Annotated in this window: 16 protein-coding genes; 8 read left to right on the forward strand and 8 right to left on the reverse strand. The window is 64.4% G+C overall.

Annotated elements, in window-relative coordinates; translation table 11 throughout:
* Nucleotides 1-27 precede the first annotated feature (27 nt).
* From mmsB to BBA01S_RS04720, 3 genes are all read right to left on the reverse strand, one after another.
* A complete protein-coding gene (mmsB, locus tag BBA01S_RS04710; RefSeq protein ID WP_027815423.1) occupies nt 28-918 on the reverse strand; it encodes a 3-hydroxyisobutyrate dehydrogenase in 891 nt (296 codons plus the stop codon).
* A 60-nt stretch (nt 919-978) separates the two neighbouring features.
* Nucleotides 979-2,505, reverse strand: coding sequence for a CoA-acylating methylmalonate-semialdehyde dehydrogenase (locus BBA01S_RS04715; RefSeq protein ID WP_027815424.1), 1,527 nt, complete (start codon nt 2,503-2,505; stop codon nt 979-981).
* Between the two features lie 79 nt (nt 2,506-2,584).
* Nucleotides 2,585-3,907 (reverse strand): MFS transporter, encoded by a 1,323-nt coding sequence (locus tag BBA01S_RS04720; RefSeq protein ID WP_027815425.1) that lies wholly within the window; start codon nt 3,905-3,907, stop codon nt 2,585-2,587.
* Nucleotides 3,908-4,034: 127 nt separating this feature from the next.
* Here BBA01S_RS04720 and BBA01S_RS04725 point away from each other — a divergent pair, with 127 nt between their 5' ends.
* On the forward strand, nt 4,035-4,988 hold the full coding sequence (locus tag BBA01S_RS04725; RefSeq protein ID WP_027815426.1) for a LysR family transcriptional regulator: 954 nt from the start codon (nt 4,035-4,037) through the stop codon (nt 4,986-4,988).
* Nucleotides 4,989-5,100: 112 nt separating this feature from the next.
* Here BBA01S_RS04725 and BBA01S_RS04730 read toward each other — a convergent pair whose 3' ends face one another.
* Both BBA01S_RS04730 and BBA01S_RS04735 read right to left on the reverse strand, forming a co-directional pair.
* On the reverse strand, nt 5,101-5,484 hold the full coding sequence (locus tag BBA01S_RS04730) for a BON domain-containing protein (RefSeq protein ID WP_027815427.1): 384 nt from the start codon (nt 5,482-5,484) through the stop codon (nt 5,101-5,103).
* A 578-nt stretch (nt 5,485-6,062) separates the two neighbouring features.
* Nucleotides 6,063-6,944: a LysR substrate-binding domain-containing protein gene (locus BBA01S_RS04735; protein WP_027815428.1), complete on the reverse strand. Its 882-nt coding sequence runs from the start codon at nt 6,942-6,944 to the stop codon at nt 6,063-6,065.
* A 195-nt stretch (nt 6,945-7,139) separates the two neighbouring features.
* Between BBA01S_RS04735 and BBA01S_RS04740 the strand changes: the two genes are divergently transcribed.
* The 3 genes from BBA01S_RS04740 to BBA01S_RS46685 all read left to right on the forward strand — a co-directional run bounded on the left by BBA01S_RS04740 (nt 7,140) and on the right by BBA01S_RS46685 (nt 10,362).
* Nucleotides 7,140-8,384: an MFS transporter gene (locus BBA01S_RS04740; RefSeq protein WP_027815429.1), complete on the forward strand. Its 1,245-nt coding sequence runs from the start codon at nt 7,140-7,142 to the stop codon at nt 8,382-8,384.
* 498 nt (nt 8,385-8,882) lie between these two features.
* Nucleotides 8,883-9,584 carry a carbonic anhydrase gene (locus tag BBA01S_RS04745; RefSeq protein WP_042295971.1) on the forward strand — a complete coding sequence of 234 codons (702 nt, stop codon included), beginning with the start codon at nt 8,883-8,885 and terminating at the stop codon, nt 9,582-9,584.
* A gap of 601 nt (nt 9,585-10,185) precedes the next feature.
* Nucleotides 10,186-10,362: a hypothetical protein gene (locus tag BBA01S_RS46685; protein WP_156965866.1), complete on the forward strand. Its 177-nt coding sequence runs from the start codon at nt 10,186-10,188 to the stop codon at nt 10,360-10,362.
* A 24-nt stretch (nt 10,363-10,386) separates the two neighbouring features.
* On the opposite strand, the gene BBA01S_RS04755 is transcribed toward BBA01S_RS46685, so the two are convergent.
* Nucleotides 10,387-11,415 carry an aldo/keto reductase gene (locus tag BBA01S_RS04755; RefSeq protein ID WP_027815432.1) on the reverse strand — a complete coding sequence of 343 codons (1,029 nt, stop codon included), beginning with the start codon at nt 11,413-11,415 and terminating at the stop codon, nt 10,387-10,389.
* A 232-nt stretch (nt 11,416-11,647) separates the two neighbouring features.
* On the opposite strand from BBA01S_RS04755, the gene BBA01S_RS04760 reads away from it, so the two are divergent.
* The gene (locus BBA01S_RS04760) at nt 11,648-13,087 is read left to right on the forward strand and encodes a DHA2 family efflux MFS transporter permease subunit (protein ID WP_027815433.1); all 1,440 of its coding nucleotides are present in this window, start codon (nt 11,648-11,650) and stop codon (nt 13,085-13,087) included.
* 89 nt (nt 13,088-13,176) lie between these two features.
* Here BBA01S_RS04760 and BBA01S_RS04765 read toward each other — a convergent pair whose 3' ends face one another.
* Nucleotides 13,177-14,202: a VTT domain-containing protein gene (locus BBA01S_RS04765; protein WP_027815434.1), complete on the reverse strand. Its 1,026-nt coding sequence runs from the start codon at nt 14,200-14,202 to the stop codon at nt 13,177-13,179.
* Nucleotides 14,203-14,451: 249 nt separating this feature from the next.
* Here BBA01S_RS04765 and BBA01S_RS04770 point away from each other — a divergent pair, with 249 nt between their 5' ends.
* The 3 genes from BBA01S_RS04770 to BBA01S_RS04780 all read left to right on the forward strand — a co-directional run bounded on the left by BBA01S_RS04770 (nt 14,452) and on the right by BBA01S_RS04780 (nt 17,377).
* Nucleotides 14,452-15,285, forward strand: a complete 834-nt coding sequence (locus BBA01S_RS04770; protein ID WP_027815435.1) for a helix-turn-helix transcriptional regulator — start codon at nt 14,452-14,454, stop codon at nt 15,283-15,285.
* Between the two features lie 180 nt (nt 15,286-15,465).
* Nucleotides 15,466-17,160, forward strand: coding sequence for an FAD-dependent oxidoreductase (locus BBA01S_RS04775; RefSeq protein ID WP_027815436.1), 1,695 nt, complete (start codon nt 15,466-15,468; stop codon nt 17,158-17,160).
* Between the two features lie 31 nt (nt 17,161-17,191).
* On the forward strand, nt 17,192-17,377 hold the full coding sequence (locus BBA01S_RS04780) for a hypothetical protein (protein WP_027815437.1): 186 nt from the start codon (nt 17,192-17,194) through the stop codon (nt 17,375-17,377).
* A gap of 29 nt (nt 17,378-17,406) precedes the next feature.
* Here BBA01S_RS04780 and BBA01S_RS04785 read toward each other — a convergent pair whose 3' ends face one another.
* Nucleotides 17,407-18,168, reverse strand: a complete 762-nt coding sequence (locus BBA01S_RS04785; RefSeq protein WP_027815438.1) for a helix-turn-helix transcriptional regulator — start codon at nt 18,166-18,168, stop codon at nt 17,407-17,409.
* Nucleotides 18,169-18,271 lie beyond the last annotated feature (103 nt).

Raw genomic sequence — 18,271 nt, forward strand, 5'->3', positions numbered from 1 at the left:
GCCGCTTGCCTGTTCGCTGCTCGACGTTTATCCCTTCGAGCCGCGATACAGCTTGATGACCGCCGAAAAATCGAGCTTGCCGTCACCCTGGCTGCTCATCGCCTGATAAAGCTGCTGCGCAATCGCCCCCATGAAAGCGGGCTGATGCGCGCTCTTTGCCGCGTCGGTGGCAAGACCCAGATCCTTGAGCATCAGATCGGTGCCGAAGCCGCCCGTATAGCCGCGCGTCGACGGCGCCGTCTCGATCACGCCGGGAAACGGGTTATACGTGTCCGAGCTCCAGCAGCGGCCCGTCGACGTATTCATGATGCCGCCCAGCACTTTGGCGTCGATGCCAAGGGCCTCGCCCAGCGCCATCGCCTCCGCCACGCCCGCCATCGTCACGCCCAGCACGAGGTTGTTGCAGATCTTGGCGACCTGCCCGGTGCCCGTGTCGCCGCAATGGACGATGTTCTTGCCCATGCCCGAGAGCACCGGCTTCACGCTCTCGTAGAGCGCCGCGCTGCCGCCCACCATGAAGGTGAGCGTGCCCGCCGCCGCGCCGCCCGTGCCGCCCGACACCGGCGCATCCACGAAGCTGTTGCCGTTCGCGGCGGCCAGCTTGCCGAACTCGCGTGCGCTGGCCGGATCGATCGTGCTCGAATCGATGATCGTCACGCCCTTCGCAATGCCCGCCAGCACGCCGTCCTCGGCGCTCAGGACGCTGCGTACGTGGGCGGCGGCGGGCAGCATCGTGACGACCCACTCGGCGCCGCTCACGGCCGCTTTGGGCGACGCGGCTTTCGTTGCGCCCGCATCGGCCAGCGTCTGCATCGCTTCCTTGCTCAGGTCGAACACAGTCAACGTGTGCCCGGCCTTGAGCAGATTGAGCGCCATGGGCGCCCCCATATGGCCCAGCCCGACAAAACCTATTTTCATGAGCGACTCTCCCTCGATGGTTCGCTATTCGGTTCGCGATTCGGTTTGCTATGGAGCCTGTTAGCGCAGGCTGATGGTCGTGTTCACGCCGTCGTTGACGGTCGCGTCGTCGAACCATCGCGCCGTGACCGTCTTGGTCTGCGTGTAGAACTGCACGACCTGCTTGCCATAGGGGCCGAGATCGCCGAGCTTCGAACCGCGCGAACCCGTGAAGCTGAAATACGGCACCGGCACCGGAATCGGAATGTTGATGCCCACCTGGCCGATATCGATTTCGCTCTGGAACTTGCGAGCCGCCGCGCCGCTTTGCGTGAACAGGCCCACGCCATTGCCGAACGGATTCGCATTGACGATGGCGATGGCTTCATCGAGCGTATTGGCCGTGAGCACCACCAGCACCGGCCCGAAGATTTCGTTCGTGTAGATGTCCATGTCCGTCTTCACATCGGTGAAGACCGTCGGGCCGACGAAGTTGCCGCTCTCGTAACCCGGCACCTTGACGTCGCGGCCATCGAGCGCGAGCGTCGCGCCCTGCTTCACGCCCGCTTCGATCAGGCCCAGAATGCGCTGCTTCGCCGCGCGCGAGACGACCGGGCCCACATCGGTCTTCGGCTCGTGGCCCGCGTTGACCTTGAGCGTCTTCGCTTTTTCGATCAGCTCGGGCACCCATTGCTGCGCCGCGCCGACCAGCACGACCACCGAAGTCGCCATGCAGCGCTGGCCTGCCGCGCCGAATGCCGCGCCGACGAGCGCATTGATGGCCTGTTCGCGGTTCGCGTCGGGCAGCACGACGGCGTGGTTCTTCGCGCCCATCATCGACTGCACGCGCTTGCCATGCTCGCTGCCGAGGCGATAGACATGCGTGCCCACCGCCGTCGAGCCCACAAACGAAATCGCCTTGATGAGCGGGTGCGAGCAGATCGCATCGACGACTTCCTTGCCGCCGTGCACGACGTTGAGCACGCCCTTGGGCACGCCCGCTTCGAGCGCGAGTTCGACCAGTTGCATGGTCGAGAGCGGATCCTGTTCCGACGGCTTGAGCACGAAGGTATTGCCGCAGACAATCGCCATCGGGAACATCCAGAGCGGGATCATCGCGGGGAAATTGAACGGCGTGATGCCAGCGCACACGCCAATCGGCTGTTGCAACGTGTAGGTATCGACGCCGCCCGCAACGTTCTCCGCAAAACCGCCCTGTTGCAGCGTGCCGATCGAACATGCGTGCTCGACCACTTCGAGGCCGCGGAAGATATCGCCTTCGGCGTCGGGCAGCGTCTTGCCCTGTTCGGCCGTGAGCGTTTGCGCGATGCGCGACATGTTCTCGCGAATCAGCGCCTGCAACTTGAGCATGATGCGCAGGCGCGTGCCGATCGGCGTGTTCTTCCAGGTGGCGAACGCAGCGTGCGCGCTCTGCACGGCCTGGTCGACTTCCGCCACCGTCGCGAACGGCACGCGGGCCAGCACTTCCTGGGTGGCGGGATTGACGATGTCGCGCCATTCCGTGGTCTTCGATTCGACGAATTCGCCGTCGATCAGCAGCTTGACGGTCGACACATGTGCGTTGGATGCCTGGGTGACTGCGTTCATCTTGAACTCTCTCTCAAAGGTTCGAACGATCCGGCCTTGGCCGCGCCTCGTCCCATTACATAGGATTGCTGCTTATTATTCAATCGTGGCGTGAGCGCATCATCAGCGTGCAGACGAAGGCGATCACGGCCAGCGCGACCATATAGGCCACCACGTAATGCGGCTTGCCGCCGCCGTAGGCAAGCAGCGCGGTTGCGATCATCGGCGCGACGCCGCCGCCGAGCACACCGGCCACCTGCACGGACACCGAAATGCCCGAATAGCGGATCTCTGCAGGAAACTGCGCGGCGAAAAGCTGCGATTCCGGCGCATAGAGAATCGGGAACACGACGCCCACGCCCAGCACCATCGCCCACCAGACCGTCGCCGGATGCAGCGTTTCCAGCATCGTGAAGAACGGCGCGGCGAACAGCGCCATGATCACGAGACCCGCAAGAAACAGGCGTTTCTGGCCGATACGGTCGCTGAGCCATCCTGAGAACGGCATCGTCACGAGCGAAAGCACTGCGCCCGCCGTGATCGCGTGCAGGATCTGCACCTTGGGAATCTTGAGCTGGTTCGCAGCGTAGGCCAGTGCGAAAGCCACTACCAGGTAGAACCAGGTATTTTCAGCGGTGCGTGCGCCGATGATGGTCAGCAGCTCACGCGGCTGGCGACGGAACACTTCGAGCACCGGTGCCTTGACCGGTTCGCCCTCGCGCTTCACGCGCTCGAAATCGGGAGATTCCGGCACCCGCACACGGATCACCCAGCCGACCAGCACCAGCAGGATGCTCGCGAGAAACGGCACGCGCCAGCCCCATGAGAGCAGGTCTGCTTCGGGTAGCGAGGTGACGGCCGCCATCGCTATCGACGAAAGAATCAGGCCGAAACCCACGCCCGTTTGTGGCAGCGAACCGAAGAAACCCTTGCGGCCCGGTGGAGCATGTTCAACGGCCATCAGCACCGCGCCGCCCCACTCGCCGCCCACCGCCATGCCCTGCAAAAAGCGCATCGCCACGAGCAGCACGGCCGCCCAGTAACCGATGCTGGCATACGAGGGGATCAGGCCGATCACCATGCTCGGAATGCCCATCAGCAGGAGCGTGGCGAGCAGCATCGATTTACGCCCGATACGGTCGCCAAAGTGGCCGAACACAATGCCGCCCATCGGTCGGCCAATGAAGCCCACGCCATACGTCGCGAACGCGGCAAGCGTGCCGAGAATCGGATCGAGCGTGGGAAAGAAAATCTTGTTGAAGACGAGCGCGGCGGCGGTGCCGTAGAGGAAGAAGTCGTACCACTCGATCGTCGTGCCGGCCATGCTGGCCCAGCCGGCGATCAGATAATCGCGCGCGCGGCGCTTTTGTCCAGAAACGGGAACGGCCACAGCCGCCCCTTGGGGGGTGGACTCCATGTGCATCGTTTGTCTCCATCTTTATAGTAGGCGACCGTCTGCCGTAGCGGCTGGAAAGCTTTTATGAAGCGGTCTGCTAACGAGTATAGTTATTCGAATATCCACGGCATAGAGACGAAAAAGCCCATCCGATATGCAAAAAAACACAACGGGACAGATGGAGACTTTGAACTGGGACGATTTGCGCTACTTCCTCGAAGTGGCGCGCACGCAGCGTGCGAGCGCTGCCGCAAAGCGACTTGGCGTGGATCACACCACGGTCGCGCGGCGCGTGCGCGAACTGGAAGCCGCATTGGGAACGGTGCTGTTCGACAAGTCGCGCTCGGGCGGCTTCGTGCTCACGGCGGAAGGCCAGCGCCTGCTGGCGTATGCCGATGCCGTGGAAACCACGGTGCAATCGGCGAGCGAACAATTCGCGCTGGGTGCGCAATCGCTCTCGGGGCATGTGCGGGTGGGATCGACGGAGGGATTCGGCTGCTTCTTTCTCGCGCCGCAACTGGCGCGTTTCACCGGCAAGCATCCGGACATGTCGATCGACCTGCTGCCGGTGCCGCATTTCGTGAGCCTGTCGAAACGCGAGGCCGATCTGGCGATCATGCTGGAACGCCCCGAACGCGGCCAGTATGTCTATACGAAGCTATGCGACTACCGTCTTCGACTGTATGGGACACCTGAATATCTGGCGCAGCATGAGCCGATTCGCTCGGCGGCAGACCTGCGCCAGCATGCGTTCATCAACTACGTCGCCGATCTGGCCTTCAGCCACGAACTGCTCTACCTCGAACGCACCGCGCCCAACGTGACGGCAAGCCTGTGCAGCACCAGCGTAATCGCGCAATATCACGCGACGCTGCAAGGCAGCGCGCTCGCGATCCTGCCGTGTTTCATGGCGGAACCCGATCCGCGACTCACGAGCATCCTGCCCGACGAGGTCATGGTGACGCGGCGCTTCTGGCTATGCAGTCGCGAAGAGTTGCGCAAATTGCGGCGCATCACGTCGCTCTGGGACTATCTGCGCGCGGCCGCCGATGCGAACGAGGCGCTGCTGCTGGGCGAATCGTCAAAGATGCAATACGTCGAGCCCTGACAATAAAAAAAGCCGCACGGACAACCCGCTGTGCGGATTGCCTGTGCGGCCTTGACGCTGCGTGACACTGGCCCGCCGCGCGCAGCGGCCGGCGCGTGTCGCGCATCGGCGATCAGGTGCCGACCGGACGGATCGTCAGTGCGTTCTTCACCGACGTCACGCCAGCGACGCCCTTCGCCACGTCCGTGGCGTGGTCAACCTGACCTTGCTCGGGCACGGTGCCTTGCAGGATCACGGCGCCGTCCTTGGCACGCACGGTGATGTTGGCCACGCTGATGTCCTTGTCCTTCGCGAGTGCAGCGCGAACCTTGCGCGAGAGCGCACGGTTAGCAGCCTTGGCCGACTTCAGTTGCTGTTTCGATTCCTTGACCTGGGCCTTGGCGCTGTCGGTCGGCGCGGCTGCGGGCGCGCTGGCGGCGTCCTGCGCATAGACGTGAAGCGAAGCAGCGACCAGCATCGTGCCGGCTGCCAGTTTGAACGCCTGAATTGCCTTCATGCAGTTTCTCCTGTTGTCACAGTTTTTTGACGGCCCAATAGGAAACCGGGCCCTTGCGCTACACACCCTTCACTACCGAAACCACGCTGCCGGCATTGCGGCCATTGCCGTCCATTCGCCCTGCCAGGCACATTGGGCTCTAACGATACTCTATTTATTACGAGTCTGATGCGAAAGCTGCCGCTATGACTATTCAAGTGTGGGTGAAATGCTTCGATTCCACAGAGGAATCGCCGCGACCGGCAAACCCGCGCCCGCACGCCGTCCCGCATGCCAGGACAACCGCTTCAATCAAATGTTATTGAATAGCGTTTAAGGACGCGCCAATCCGGTGCATGCAGCGTGAATAAGCCGGATTGGCACAATTCATTCAAGCGCGTTTTGCATCCTGCTTTGCAACCTTTGTGCTTCCTGAGTGCGTGCTTTTACTGCGCCCTTATCGACCAGCAACGCATGTCATTCACGCAGCGTTGACAAACCCCAACACAGGTTTTACCCGCATTTACTCACGAAAGAAAAAAGTGCGCGCGGTGTAGTTCATAGGAGGCTCATGCGTGGTTCACGTGTGAGCCATCGCATCAGGTGGCGAGTTGCGCCTTCACCCAGCGATAGAACTGCTGGATCGCCGCTTCGCGGGGATGCCCCTCGCGCCAGGTGAAGTAGTAATCGAGCGAAGCGGGAATGCGGGCCTGCCCGAGTTGCACCAACTGGCCGCGCTCGATGAAACCGCGCGCCAGTTGCAGGCGCGCCGTGGCTGCACCCTGGCCCGCGACCGTCGCCTGCAGCAGCAACCCTGCATCGTCGAAGACCGGGCCGCGTTCGGGCTCGTCGCCGGCCACGCCCGCGGCTTCGAAGAAGTCGCGCCACGAGCGGCGAGAAAAGCGCAGCAAAGGCATGGCGGCCAGATCCTCGATGCGAAAGTCCGGATAGCGCGCGAGCAGCGTGGGACTGCACACCGCCACCACCTGGTCGTCGAGCAGTTTGCGGATCTGGAAGCCAGGCTCGTCCACGCGCCGATGCCAGATGCCGATATCGAACGGATACGGGTCGGGCGGCGTGACGTCGGCGTGCATGCGTAGCGAAAGATCGACGTTGGGATGCCGGTCGTAGAAGTCCCCCAGACGCGGAATCAGCCAGACCGACGCAAAATCGGACATCACGCTCAGTTCGAGCCGCGTCACCCCGCTCACGCCGGGCCGCGTGGCGTCGAGCGCCTCGCGCAGATCGTCGAGGCTGCGCCGCACGCGCTCGGCGAGTTGCGCGCCTGCCGCCGTGGGAATCATGCGGCTGCCCGCGCGGCGAAACAGCTCGACGCCCAGCTCCGCTTCGAGCGCGCGCAAATGGTGGCTCACGGCGCTGTGCGTCAAATGCAATTCTTCAGCCGCGCGACTAAAACTGCGCCGCCGGGCCGCCGCTTCTAGCGCGCGCAGTGCCTGCAAGGGAGGGAGCGATCGGGACATGACGTCAAATTCTACTCACAATCGCGGCTGAAATCTCTCGCTGGCCTCATGCCCGGCTTTCGCCAATAATCGTGTCCCAGCCATTCAAAACGCTTTCGGGCCGCGCCGGTTTGCAAACCCGGTTTGGAAAACCGGCCTGGAAACCTTGCCCGGCAGATTCGCTTGCCGCCCGACCGCCCATCGACCGTCCGCATCATGACCGCTCTCAGATTGCGCGTATTCGCCGTCTTCGCGCTCGGCTATTTCGTCTCGTATCTGTTCCGGGGCGTCAACCTCGGCTTCGCGCCGTTCCTGACGCACGAAATGGGCTTCACCGCCACCGATCTCGGCACGCTCACGAGCCTCTACTTCCTCGGCTTCGCGGGGGCACAGATTCCGGCCGGGGTGTTGCTCGACCATTTCGGCCCGCGCCGCGTCACGGCCTGCGTCATGCTGGTGGCGGCCGCCGGCGCGCTCGTCTTCGCGCTTTCGCACAGCATGGCCGCGATGATGGTCGGCCGCCTGCTGGTGGGCGTGGGCGTTTCCGTGTGCCTGGGCGGCGCGTTCAAGGCCACGGCCCAGCACTTTCCGGTCGCCCAGCTCACGCTCGTCAACGGCCTTGTGATGGCCGTAGGCGGCCTTGGCGGCGTGGCGGTGGGCGCGCCGCTCTCGTGGCTGCTGACGATCGCGCCGTGGCGCTCGATCAGCCTCGGCCTGGCCGTGTTCACCACGGCCGTCGCCGCCATCATCTGGATCGGCGGGCCGCGCGCGCGCGACACCCATCATCAGGCGAGCGTGCTTGAGCAGTTCAAGGGCACCGCGCACATCCTGCGCAGCCACGCATTCTGGAAGACGGCGACGTTTTCGGCGTTCACGCAGACGGTGTTCTACGCGATGCAATCGCTCTGGGTCGGCGCGTTCCTGCGCGACGTGACGCCCGCAGGCACCGTCGACGTGGCCTCGCGCGCGGCGTCGCTGGTGTCCGTGCTGGGCGGCGCGTTCATCGTCGGCAATATCGGCTTCGGGGCGCTCGCGCGGGCCTTCGAGCGGCGCGGCGTCAACGTCGCGCGCTTTTCCGGCGTGACCATGGCGCTGTTCGTGGTGGTCCAGGCGCTGCTCGCCGCGCGGGTGCCGTTGCCCGCCACGCTGCTGTGGGCCGCCTACGGTGCGCTGGGCGGTACCGGCATCCTCACCTATGCCGTGCTCGCCGAGTATTTCCCGGCGCGCCTGATCGGCCGCGTCAACACGACCTTCACGCTGGTGATCTTTGTGGGCATCTTCGTCACGCAAATCGCCGTCGGCGCGGCGCTCGGCCACTGGAGCGCCGTCGACGGCCACTATCCGGTCGTGGCGCATCAGGCCGTCTGGGCGGCGCTCATCGTGCTGCAAGTGGTCGCAGGCGTGTGGTACTTCATGCCGCGCCGACGCGCCGCAACCGCGCAACCCGCGATGGAATCCTGATCCGCTGCGCCGTGCCAATGAAGCCTGTCGCGCACGCTCGCGGCAGGCTTTTTTATTGCGATTATTATTTCGCCATCCAGATCAATTCGATGGAACGGGAGAAATCCGCCCGCCAGCCCGTCGATGCCGCCCAGTTTCCTTCTGGAAACCCCCGCTCGCATAAATCGCCGCGTCGCGTACAATGCTGCCCGCCCGGCGTCGGAGCCATGCGCAAAAGCGCCTGCAACCGACTGGCCGGTCGTATGACAAATGCCCACGCACCCGCGTGCACCGATGCGGAACATAGCTTTTGATGTGATGCAGGGAACGCAGGGCGCGTGAGAAAATACGCCTTCGAATGCACATGCAGCATCCGGTTCGCGCTCCACGGCGAGAACCGGAAACGCGGAAAAAACGCACGCCCGTCCGCTTGTTTCCGAAGCGAAACACGGCGGCCCAGCGTAAACTTCCGCTGTTGCCATTCGATTGTGTCGATTCATGATAGAGAGAGAAACTTCCATGCCAGACCATAACCACTCGCACGACGATCACTCCGAATCGTGCGGCTGCGATCTGCTGCACCTCCTCGACGGCGTGGACGAGTTCACTCATCAGGTGTTCCCGGGCAATCAGGATCTGTTCCGCAGCCTCGCCCACAGCCAGGCGCCGCACACGCTGTTCATCACCTGCGCCGACTCGCGCGTGTCGCCGGAAATGATCACCCAGGCGCGCCCCGGTGAGCTGTTCGTCTGCCGCAACATCGGCAATATCGTGCCGGCTTACGGCGAAATGCTGGGCGGCGTGTCGGCAGTCGTCGAATTCGCCGTGATGGCGCTGAACGTCAAGCAGATCGTGCTGTGCGGCCACACCGACTGCGGCGCGATGAAGGGCCTGGCGTCGGGTGGCGCGGCCACCGCCGGCATGCCTACGGTCACGGCCTGGCTGCGCAACGCCGAAGCGGCGCGCAGCGTCGTGCAGACGCGCGGCCTGGACGAAAACCAGATCGTGCAGGCCCTGGTGGAAGAAAACGTGCGTCTGCAACTGACGCATCTGCGCACTCATCCGGCCGTCGCGGCCCGCGTGGCGCAAAACCAGTTGCAGTTGCAAGGCTGGGTGTACGACATCGGCCAGGGCACCGTGTCGATCTTCGACGACACGCACGGCCGCTTCGAATCGCTCGGCGAGGCGCGCGCGCGCCTGCGCAAGGAAACCACGGGCTAAACCGCCCACGGGCGGCCTGGCCGCCCGTCTTCGCTGCATCCCCCATCGCGTCAAAGCGCATCACACCGCACCGGGCCACGCCGCACAGGCGTCGCCCGGTATTGGCGCTCGACCTTCTCATTTGCCGCAACAATGAATTGACGCCCAGGTAACGATATAGGTGTTTACCCTAGACTGCGATCTGGCTATACTCTCGTCCGTACCATATGCGGTGCCCAGCCGCAGCAGAAAAATAATTCCGGAGGTTGGTTACCCATGCAGTGTGCTTCCCTGCCGTATCCGCCGTACAAGACACCGAACACCCGCATCATCCGTACGACCCGTACCACCCGCAGTCCATTTGTTTCTCTGGTTTCTCTGGTTTCTTTTGCAGTCGCAGGACGATCGCCCGCGCCGCGCTAACGCCGGCACGCGCATCGCGCCGCCGCGCCGTTTTAGTCGCGGCCGGCCCGAAACTCAGGCCCACTCCTCGTCAATCGCCGTTCGACCCGCCGCGGCATGCGCCACGGCAGACGGCTCGCGCTCGCGCGCGCACTGGCGGCCGGTAATGGGCTTCGCACCCGACACGGGCAATGCGCCCGATTACCGAAGGAGATGTGCCGTGGAATTCAGCCTCAAGCCGCCCGCCAAGATCGAAGTCAAACTGCTGCTGCACCCGCACGACCACGACCGCGCCATGGCCATCGCCAAGGCCGCCAATCTCGCCGAGCGCGACTTCTACGCGCTGGCGATCCACCTTGGCGCGGCGGAAATCCTGCGTTCCGCCGAATCGGAATAAGCGGCGCGGCGCACAGCAACGTCGTCAGACTGGCGACGGATTGCGCTCGCTGAACCCTTCCTGATGCCAGTAGGGATAGACGGGTCGCACGGCGCTCGCCGCGTCGAGCTTCGCGACCTGTTCCTTCGTGAGGTTCCAGCCCACCGCGCCCAGGTTCTGGCGTAGCTGGGCTTCGTCGCGCGCGCCGATCAGCACGGTCGCGACCGTCGGCCGTTGCAGCAGCCAGTTCAGCGCGATCTGCGGCACGGTCTTGCCGGTTTCTTCGGCGATTTCGTCGATGGCGTCGAGCACGCGAAACAGGTAGTCGTCCGGTACCGGCGGCCCCTGCTCGGCGGTCTTGTGCAGGCGGCTCGTCTGCGGCAGCGGCTGGCCGCGGCGAATCTTGCCGGTCAGGCGCCCCCAGCCGAGCGGGCTCCACACCACCGCGCCCACGCCCTGATCGAGACCGAGCGGCATGAGCTCCCATTCGTAGTCGCGCCCGATCAGCGAGTAATAGGTCTGGTTGGCGACGTAGCGCGGATAGCCATAACGATCGGCCACGCCGAGCGACTTCATCAGGTGCCAGCCCGAGAAGTTCGATACGCCGGTATAGAGAATCTTGCCCGCGCGCACGAGTTCGTCGAGCGTGGAAAGCACTTCTTCCGCAGGCGTTTTCGCATCGAAACCGTGTAATTGAAACAGGTCGATGTAGTCGGTTTGCAGACGCTTGAGCGCGGCGTCAACGGCGCGCTTCAGATGAAATCGCGACGAGCCGACGTTATTGGCATCGGCATCGTCGAAGCGAAACGTCGCCTTGGTCGAGATGATCGCTTTATCGCGACGCCCCTTGAGCGCCTCACCGAGCACCGACTCGGACACGCCGCGCGAATAGATGTCCGCGGTGTCGAACATCGTGACGCCCGCATCGAGGCAGATGTCGATCAGCCGGCTCGCTTCGGCCACGTCGGTCGCGCCCCATGCTTCGAAGAATTCGCCCTTGCCCCCGAACGTGCCCGTGCCGAAGCTCAGCACCGGCACCTTGAAGCCCGATGCGCCCAGAAAACGGTGTTCCATTTCCTATCCTCCACAAATCGTGCGTTGAAGAAGCGCCGATGAGTGTACGCGCGTCCTGGCGGGGCTGCCCCGAGGCCGACGCGATCTTCCAGCCGCCTGGACATTCGCCGAAGGCTGTACAGAGGCACCTTTCGTATCGGAAACTGTGGCCTCGTTTGTTTCTGATCCGATGCACCATGACTTTTCACGCCTGTTTCAAGCACGTTCAAGCGGCCTCGCCCGAGGCGGCGCGATGAACGACACCGCGCAACCGGGATCCGCACGTGCGGCCGCCATCGGCTGGCTGCCTTATATCGTCGCGGCGACGTTCTTCATGGAGTACCTCGACACCACCGTGATCGCCACGGCGCTGCCGCAGATGGCGCACTCGTTCGGCGTCGGGCCCAATAGCCTGAGCCTGGGCGTCACGGCCTACATGCTGGCGCTCGCCATCTTTATCCCCGCGAGCGGCTGGGTCGCCGACCGCTGCGGCTCGCGCACCGTGTTCTTCGGCGCGGTGGTCACGTTCACGGTCGCATCGGTGCTGTGCGGCATCTCGCAGAACCTCGGCGAGTTCGTCGCGGCGCGGATATTGCAAGGCATGGGCGGCGCAATGATGGTGCCGGTCGGCCGCATGATCGTCGTGCGCAGCACCGACAAGAGCCGCCTGATGCAGGCCATCTCCACCATCACCTGGCCCGCGATCGCCGCGCCCGTGGTCGGGCCGCCGGTGGGCGGGTTCATCACGACCTATGCGTCATGGCGCTGGATCTTCCTGCTCAACGTGCCGTTCGGGCTTGCGGTGCTCGTTGCGATCGCAACGATCGTGCCGAACCTGCGCGGCGAGCAGCGTCGCCCGCTCGACGTCGTGGGTCTCGTGCTGAGCGGCGCAGCGCTCACGGCCATCCTCTACGGCGCGGAACTCGCAAGCCAGCCCGGCGAGAATCCGTGGCGCGCGGCGGCGCTCGTGGCGGCGGGCGTGCTGGTCGGCGCAATCGCTTTTGTCCATGCACGACGCCATCCCACGCCGCTCGTCGATGTTTCCACGCTGAAAATCCCGACTTTTTCGGTGACGGTCGTGACGGGCTCGATCACGCGCATCGGTATCGGCGCGGCGCCTTACCTGATGCCGCTGCTGTTCCAGATCGGCTTCGGGCTGTCGGCGTTCAAATCGGGGCTGCTGCTGCTTGCGAGCGCGCTGGGCAATCTCGGCATGAAGGCGCTCACGACGCGCATTCTCGAACGCTGGGGCTTTCGCGCCGTGGCCATGGTCGACGTCACGATCGCGGGCCTGTCGATGATCGCCTGCGGGCTGCTGACGCCCGAGGTGCCCCTCGCCATCGTGCTGATCGTGGTGTTCGTCTATGGCGTCACGCGCTCGATGCAGTTCTCGACGCTCGCCACGCTCGCCTACGCCGACGTCGCGCAGCCGCAGATGAGCGCCGCCAGCACGCTCTGGAGCGCGGCGGCGCAGATGACCAATGGCCTGGGCATCGCGTTCGGTGCACTGGCGTTGCGCGTCGCCGCGAGTTTCCATGGCGAAACAAGCGGCCACGTCTTCACGCTGGACGACTTCCGCCTCGCATTCCTGGGCGCGGGCGTACTTACGCTGCTGTCGGTGTGGGGATATGCACAGATGGCGCGCGATGCGGGCCAGAATGTCGGCGGCGGATCGCGCCGCCAGCGTGCGTGAAGCGTGAATAGCGCCTGATTGGCGCTGACTGCCGGATTGATGGCGATGCCATGCGACGATGCTCCGTCGCATGGCACGAGGTCACGCGCTTACTTCGACAGGCTCGCGCGTACGGTGAATTCCTGCGCGGCTTCGGCCTCGAATTCTTCGTCCACCAGCCCATGCGCGCGGTGGAATTCCGACGACAGCGGCTCAACCGGATAACCGCGCCGCTCCCACGCATCGAGCCCGCCGCGAAGTGCGTGCGCGTGATAGATGTGCTTGTCGCGCAGGCGGTTGACGATGCGCTTGGCCGTCACCTCGTTCGGGCACACGCAATACACGACGATGGGCCGCGCGATCAACTCGGCGGGCAAGGCCTCGCTCGAATCGAGATTGAGCGGCTGCGCTCCCGGAATGCGATAGGCCTCTTTCTCACGCACGGCCTGCGGGCGCGCGTCGAAGACGATCGGCGGCGACGCGGATTTCATCATGTCGTCGAGCTGATCGGGCGAAATGCGGTGCGTGGCGAGCCAATGGCGCAACTGCAGACGGCGCACCCAGCGCCAGGCGAGAAACAGCACGCCTGCGACCGCGAGCACGTCGAAAATAGTCCAGCCGTTGGCGCGCACGAACATCGCAAAACGCGCGATTTCCGTATGCAGCGCCGCCCCGCCGATCAGCCAGGTGCCCGCCCAGAGCGTTGCGCCGATGGCGTCCCACAGCAGGAAAATGCGCACGTCCATTGATGTCGTGCCGAGCAGCGGCGCGGACATCAGCCCCAGCCCTGGCACGAACTTCGCCACCGCGAGAATCGGCGCGCCGTGGCGTTCGAACACGTTGCGCGCGACACGGATCGTCGTATCGAGCGACAGCGAAAAACGCACGAGACCGTTGAGCAGGCGCCGCCCGCGCAGGCGGCCCGCCGTAAACCAGAGCGAATCCGCGAACAGGGTCGCGACCACCGCCGCCAGCAACAGGCTCGCATACGAGGCTTCCCCGCCCGCCGCCATCGTGCCCGCCAGGATCAGTACCGGCGCAGCGGGAACCGGCACGCCGAGTTGTGTCACGAGCACGCTGAGAAATACCGCCCCGGTGCCAAAATCGGGCGGGATGGCGCTGGGGAGAGTCCACATGGCGGGGTTTCCGGCTTGAAGCGACCTGAGAAGAAAGGAAACATTCGCGCCATTTCGGCGCAAGTACGGAGATTACCGCAAGTGGGCGAATTCTTGCTTGCTGCCTAGCCGTAGACCGCGCCAGCTAAACGGGTATCGATCAATGCTGCCAGACGCCGCTAGTGCTTTCCCTGCCCACGCGCGCTAACGCGGTGCGCCGGTTCGGTGCTACGCTCGAAGACCGTTCTCCGCCGACTTCCTTTACGAAACATGCGTTACTGGCGTCTCGACCGGACGCGCCCTGCGAGCGCGTCCGGCTCATTCGACCTGGCCCGCGTCACCAGCCTCGTCGCCGCAATTGGCGGCGACAACGCCAATGCGCTCGCCACGGAAGTGCTGAATCTGCTCGGCCCGGCCACGTCGGTATCGCAATGCACGGTGTTCGCGTACGAATTCGGCAACCGGCCGCGCACGGTTTCAGTGGCCGACCATCGCGGCGGCCGCTTCCTGCGCGATGTCGCCGACACCTACGCGCGCCTCTTTTACGCGCTGGACGGCAACCAGCGCATCGTCACCGGCGACGGCGAAAGCAGGGACACGGCGGCTTCATCGCTCGTGCTGCACTGGCAATCGAGCGAAGACATCGCCCACGATGGCTACCGCCAGACCTGTTACGCGACGCCCAATGTTTCCGATCGGCTCTCCCTGCTCATGCAGCCCGCCGCCGATATCTGGCTCTCTGTGAACCTCTACCGCGAACGCGACGCGGGCAATTTCCAGCCCGGCGAAGTCGAACTGGTCGAGTCGCTCGCGCCCCTGATCGGCGAGGCCACGAAACATCATTACGCGCTGCGCGGCCAAAGCCAGTTGGGGATTCCGCAACTGATGCTCGCGCGCTTGCGCAGCCTTTGCCCCGAATTATCGAAGCGCGAACTCGATGCGCTGCGCGGCGTCCTGGAAGGCCATAGCGCCGCAGAAATCGCCGACTGCATGGGCGTGAAACCCAGCAGCGTCGTGACCTACCAGAAACGCGCCTATCAGCGTTTGGGCATTTCGAGCCAGCGCCAGCTCTTCGCGCTCTGCCTCGCCAACGAATCGCGATAGTCGCGATAGTCGCGAATCGCGGCCCCGCTCCGTTCTTCCGCCATCGCGCTGTACCCAAAATGAGGACAGCGCCACGTTCCTCACACGCGATACTCCGTCGCAACACCGCGCGGCGTCCCTTGCCCCTTTCCCCTCTTCCACGCCGCGCGAACAAAAATTTCCGATCGGAGACAACGCGCGATGAGCGTCACATTCAAGCCCTATCCCTTCGAGGCGAAGCAGTACGACGCCCGCCTGCCCGAACTCGCCGATGGCCGCGAAACGCAGCGACACGCGGTCACGATCGTCGGCGGCGGCCCGGTCGGGCTCGCCATTGCGCTGGGCCTTGCGAAGCACGGCGTGCGCTCGGTGCTGATCGAAGCCGACGAATCGGTATGCCACGGCAGCCGCGCCATCTGCATCTCGCGACGCAGCCTGGAAATCATCGAACGCCTGGGCGCACTCGACGGCTTCCTCGCCAAAGGCCTGCCGTGGACTGGCGGGCGCAGCTTCTATCGCCGTGACGAAGTCCTGCACTTCACGATGCCGCAGGACGAGAACCAGAAGCTGCCGCCGATGGTCAATCTCGCGCAGTACCACATCGAGCAATTCCTGCTTGACGCTGCAGAGCGCCACGCGGATCTCATCGATATTCGTTGGCGCACCAAAGTGAGCGCCGTGCAGCACGACGCCCAGGGCGCAACGCTCAGGCTTTCGACGCCCGCGGGCGACTATGAAGCGCGAACGGACTGGCTCGTCGCGGCAGACGGCGGACGCAGCACGGTGCGCGAGGCACTGGGCCTGAAGCTCACGGGCACGAGCTACGAGGGCCGCTACGTGATTGTCGATATCCTGCTCGACAGCGCGCGGCCCACAGAACGCCTCGCGTATTTCGATCCGGCGTCGAATCCCGGCTCGACGGTGCTCGTGCACAAGCAGCCCGACAACGTCTGGCGCATCGACTATCAACTGCGCGACGGCGAAGACGCAGAGTCCGCTGTGAAGCCCGACAATGTAATGCCGCGCGTGCAAAGCCTGCTCGACATGATGGGCGAGACCGCTGCGTGGTCGCCCATCTGGATCACGATTTACAAGGCCAATGCGCTGACGCTTGAGCGCTATCGTCATGGGCGCGTGCTGTTCGCGGGCGACGCGGCGCATCTCGTGCCGATCTTCGGCGTGCGCGGCGCGAACTCCGGTATCGACGACGCCGATAATCTCGCGTGGAAACTCGCGTATGTCATTAACGGACGCGCCAACGAACAACTGCTCGACAGCTATTCCGACGAGCGCGTATTCGCTGCGCACGAGAACCTCAGCTACGGCACCAAAAGCACCGAATTCATGGCGCCGCCCTCGTTCGCATTCGAACTGATGCGCACGGCGGTGCTGAGCCTCGCCGCGCGTCATCCCGGCGTGCGTTCATTGATCAACCCGCGCCAGACCTCGGCGATTGCGTACAGGGACTCGCCGCTCAACGCGGTTTCCGATCCGCTCGCGAACGGCCCCGCGCCGGGCACGGTGCTACCGGAGTGTCCCATCAGCATCGTCGATGGCGGCGACGTGCGCGCTGGCCACGTGACCGACCTGGTCGGCCCGCATTTCACGGCGTTTTATTTCAGCGAAGACGGCACCATCACGCCCGAGCTGGCCGCACTTGAAACCTCCTGCGACACGCCAATCGCACTGGTGCCGATCGCGCGACAAGCACCCGCCGATACCACCCGGCGAAGCGGCTGGGATCATACAGGCCGCCTGTTTCCAATGTACGGCGCAACGGCGCACACGCTCTATCTCGTGCGCCCCGACGGCCACGTGCTTGGCCGCTGGCAAGGCAACGGTGCAAAGCTGGCGCAGCAGGCCAGAGAAGCGCTCGAACGCGCACTGCACGCCTGAGCACGCTCACCCAACAAAACCGGAGAACACCATGACCGACAGCGAACTCGACGCCGTCTACACGCGGCTCTGCAAGACCATGACAAACCTGGGCGAAGCGAACGCACCGCTCTTTCTCGCGCGCTTCGCGCTGCTCGCCGTGCAACGCATCGGCGACGCACAGGCCGCTTTGAACCTGATCGAAGCAGCCCAGGAAGACATGCAGGCCACGCAGTAAGCCGCACGTTTCCGATCGCCAACTTCCGGCTATTTCAGCAGCCGCGCGAGCCGCGAACGATTGCCGATGCCCAGCTTCTGAAACGACCGGTCGAGATGGGTACGCACGGTCGTATAGGAAATCCCGAGCCGCTCGGCGATTTCCTTGTCTAGCAGCCCTTCAGCGGCCAGCATCACGACTTCGCGCTCGCGCCGCGTCAGGCGGGCAAGCGGGTCACCCTCCGCCGGTTCTCCCGTCGCGCCAGCAGGCAATGCCTTCGCGAGGCCCGCCTCGCTGCGCGAGCGCGCCAACGCAGCCGCAAACGCCGGCCTGATCAGGTCGAGCATCGCCAGTTCGTGATCGGAAAAATTCTCGCGGTGCGCACCGCGCCAGATGCGCAGATCGCCGATGTTGGTGTCGCCGTCCCACGCGAACAGATTCATGCCCCAGTGCAGACCGTCGCGCCGCAGAAAGTCGTTGAACAGCTCGGTCTGCACAAGTTCGTCGTGCGCGACCACATCGGTCACGCGCACTGCCGTTCGCCGATGCTGGAGGCGCGGCGTGAGTGGATCGCGGTACTGGAAATAGCGCTCGTAATCGCCGAGATTGTCGGCGGACATATTGATGGCGACGCGGTTCGTGAACATGCGCTGGGCGTCGTCCCAAACATAGGAACCGAGGAAGTCCGCGCGCAGCAAGTCGAGCAGGCGCCGACCCACTTCGAGCCGCAACACATCCTCCGGCAAGGTGCGGTCGGCGAGCAGCTTGAAAGCGTCGGCGAGCAACGCCAGTTCGCGGCTTGTCAGATACATTCGCGGCGCAAGTGCTCTGCGTTGGAGTGCGATTGACGGGTGACGAGGCAGCCCAGGTGGCGCAATAACGGGGCCAACGCCCCTGTGCACATGCGGCGGCTGG

The organism is Paraburkholderia bannensis NBRC 103871 (assembly GCF_000685015.1).
GTDB classification, from domain to species: domain Bacteria; phylum Pseudomonadota; class Gammaproteobacteria; order Burkholderiales; family Burkholderiaceae; genus Paraburkholderia; species Paraburkholderia bannensis.